The following is a 3,394-nucleotide window of genomic DNA, read 5'->3' on the forward strand; positions in this document are numbered from 1 at the left end:
TGCTCGCCGAGCGCGGCGAGCTCGCCCTGGACCGGCCGGTCGCACGCTGGCTGCCCGGCAGCCCGCCCTGGTGGCGCGAGGTGACCCTGCACCACCTGCTGACCCACACCTCCGGCCTGCCGCACTGGGGTGCCGAGCCCGGGTTCGACGTGGGCGCGGCGATGGCGATCGCCGACCGGCTGGGGCTGATCCCGCAGGGGACACCGGCGAGCCGGCCCGGCCTGCGCTGGCTCTACAGCAGCCCGGGCTACCTGCTGGTGGCGTCCATCGTCGAGCAGGCGGCGCGGCAGCCGTACGGCGACTTCCTCGCCGAGCACGTGTTCGCGCCGCTCGGGATGACGGCGACCACCATCGGCCGGCCCGCCGACGACGCGGTCGCGGGGGAGACCCTGCCCCCGATGGCGGGCACCAGCGACGTGTGGTCGACGGTCGGCGACCTGGCCCGCTACCAGGAGCAGCTCCACGCCGGCGCGCTGCTGGGCTTCGAGTCGCACGCTGTGCTGACCGGCCCGCTCGCCCCCACCGCCGAGGAGCCACGCCCGGGGCGTTCCTTCTTCGCCGGCCACTACGGCTACGGCCTGTTCGTCGGCACGGTCGGCGGCCACCGGGCGTACTTCCATCCGGGTGACATCCCGGGATTCGTGTCCTTCGCGGCCTGGCTGCCGGAGCGGCGGGCGAGCGTGGTGCTGCTGAGCGACGACGAGCACGCCGACGTGCACGCGGTGACCCGGCTGCTGCTGACCGCCGCTGCGTTATCGTAGGCGCTCATCTACTGCAGCGAGGTCGGGGCGGATGCCGTCGAGAAGGACCGGCGAGCAGCCGCGCCGCCGCGGTAAGCCCACGTCCAGCGACGTGGCGGCGGCCGCGGGGGTGTCGCGTTCGGCGGTGTCCTTCGCCTTCAACAACCCGCAGCGCATCTCCACCGCGACCCGCGAGCGGATCCTGGCGGCGGCGCAGGAGCTCGGCTACGCCCCCAACACGCTGGCCCGGATGCTGCAGTCCGGTGCCACCCAGTCGCTGGGCGTGCTGCTGCCGCAACGACTGGCCCGGATCCTGGAGAACCCGTACTACGCCCGGTTCCTGATGGGTGTCGGGCAGGTGTGCGACCAGGAGGGCTACACGCTGCTGCTGACGCCGCCGTTGCAGGACTCCGTGCTCAAGGCGATCCCGTACGCGGCGGTGGACGGCTTCATCGTCTGCGGGCTGGAGACCGACCGCGGTGAGGTGGCCGAGCTGGTCCGCCGCGACATCCCGTTCGTGCTGATCGACAGCGACCGGTACGAGAACGCGCCCAGTGTGGACGTCGACGACCACGGCGGCGCCCGCGAGGTCACCCGCTACCTGCTGGAGCTGGGCCACCGGCGACTCGCGGTGGTCTCGATGGACCCCGGTCCGGACCGGGCGGTGCGCGGTTACCGGGGGCCGCTGGCCCGGCGGATGGCCGGCATCACCGAGGCGCTGGCCGAGGCCGGGCTGAGCCTGGCCGACATCCGGCTGGCTGAGGTGCCGGTGACCCGGACGGACGGCTACCGCGCGACCCGGGCGCTGATGACCGGTCCGCAGCCGCCGACGGCCATCCTGGCCCTGTCCGACGTGCTGGCCTACGGGGCGGTGGACGCCCTGCAGGAGCTGGGTGTGGACGTGCCCGGCGAGGTGTCGGTGACCGGCTTCGACGACCTGGCCGAGTCGGCCTGGTTCCGGCCCCGGCTCACCACGGTCCGCCAGCCCATCGTGACCAAGGGCCGCACGGCGGCGGACTTCCTCATCTCGGCGATCCGCGGCGAGGACCAGCACCCGCACCAGTCGCTGGGCACCTCGCTGATCGTGCGCGACTCCACGGCAAAACCGGCCTGACCCGGCCCTGCGAAAATCTCGGCGGCGAGCTATGTAACACGAGTTAGTAACCTGCTAGCGTCAGCCGCCATGACCGATCAACTGACCGCAGACCCGACGGCTGAGCGCGACGGCGCCGCCGCGACCGCGCCCACCTCCTGGTGGCGGGACGCGGTCATCTACCAGATCTACCCGCGCAGCTTCGCCGACTCCGACGGCGACGGCATCGGCGACCTGCCGGGCATCCGCAGCCGCCTGCCGTACCTGCGTGACCTGGGCGTCGACGCCGTCTGGCTGTCGCCGTTCTACGCCTCGCCGCAGGCCGACGCCGGCTACGACGTGGCCGACTACCGCACGGTCGACCCGATGTTCGGCACCCTGGCCGACGCCCGCGCCCTGATCGGCGACGCCCACGACCTCGGCCTGCGGGTCATCGTCGACCTGGTCCCGAACCACTCCTCGGACCAGCACGAATGGTTCCGCCGGGCGGTCGCCGAGGGCCCGGGCTCGCCGATGCGCGCCCGCTACCACTTCCGCCCCGGCCGCGGCGCCGCCGGCGAGTTGCCGCCCAACGACTGGCCGTCCATCTTCGGCGGCCCGGCCTGGACCCGCACCACCGACCCGGACGGCACCCCGGGCGACTGGTACCTGCACCTGTTCGCGCCGCAGCAGCCCGACTTCAACTGGGACCACCCGGCGGTGGCCGACGAGTTCCGTACCATCCTGCGCTTCTGGCTTGACCTGGGCGTCGACGGCTTCCGCATCGACGTGGCCCACGGCCTGGTCAAGGCCGCGGGCCTGCCGGACCTGGGCGCCCGCACCGAATGGCACCTGCTCGACGTGGGCGTCAGCCCCTGCTTCGACCGCGACGGCGTGCACGACATCTACCGCAGCTGGCGCCGGATCCTCGACGAGTACCCGGGCGAGCGGATCGCGGTGGCCGAGGCCTGGGCGCCCACCCTGGACCGGGTCGCCAACTACGTCCGGCCCGACGAGCTGCACCAGGCGTTCAACTTCAGTTACCTGGGCACCGCCTGGGACGTCGCCACCCAGCGGCGGGTCATCGACGAATCCCTCGCGGCCATGCGGCGGGTGGGGGCCCCGGCCACCTGGACCCTGTCCAACCACGACGTGGTGCGGCACACCAGCCGGCTGCTGCAGGCCGACGAGGGTGACGTGGCGGGACGCCGGCCGGCCGAGGTGGACCCGGTGGCCGGCCTGCGACGGGCCCGGGCGGCCACTCTGCTGCTGCTGGCGCTGCCCGGTTCGGCGTACCTGTATCAGGGCGAGGAGCTCGGCCTGCCGGAAGTGATCGACCTGCCGCCGGAGGTCCGTCAGGACCCGGCGTTCCACCGCGCGACCGGCCAGGACGGCTACCGCGACGGCTGCCGCGTCCCGATCCCCTGGGAAGGCGACCAGGCGCCGTACGGCTTCGGTCCCGAGGGCGGCGCCAGCTGGCTGCCGCAGCCGGCGAGCTGGGCCCGGCTGAGCGTGGCGGCCCAGCAGGGCGACCCGGCGTCCACCCCGGAGCTGTACCGGGCGGCGCTGGCGCTGCGCCGGG

Annotated in this window: 3 protein-coding genes; all 3 read left to right on the forward strand. The window is 73.7% G+C overall.

Features of this window, described 5'->3' with window-relative positions; all coding sequences use genetic code 11:
• Positions 1–761, forward strand: a 761-nt coding sequence (locus tag AB0C29_RS39390) for a serine hydrolase domain-containing protein (protein ID WP_360831769.1), incomplete at its 5' end; no start/stop codon positions are given.
• A 31-nt stretch (positions 762–792) separates the two neighbouring features.
• Positions 793–1,854: a LacI family DNA-binding transcriptional regulator gene (locus AB0C29_RS39395; RefSeq protein ID WP_360831772.1), complete on the forward strand. Its 1,062-nt coding sequence runs from the start codon at positions 793–795 to the stop codon at positions 1,852–1,854.
• Between the two features lie 69 nt (positions 1,855–1,923).
• Positions 1,924–3,394 (forward strand): glycoside hydrolase family 13 protein (locus AB0C29_RS39400; RefSeq protein ID WP_360831775.1); only part of this gene is annotated, 1,471 nt, incomplete at its 3' end.

The sequence above is a fragment of the Actinoplanes sp. NPDC048791 genome (assembly GCF_040650095.1).
In the GTDB taxonomy this organism is placed as follows: domain Bacteria; phylum Actinomycetota; class Actinomycetes; order Mycobacteriales; family Micromonosporaceae; genus Actinoplanes.

Bases quoted from the DNA above. Each gene is read 5' to 3' on its own strand.
- AB0C29_RS39395 (WP_360831772.1), top strand. From the start codon at position 793: ATGCCGTCGAGAAGGACCGGCGAGCAGCCGCGCCGCCGCGGTAAGCCC.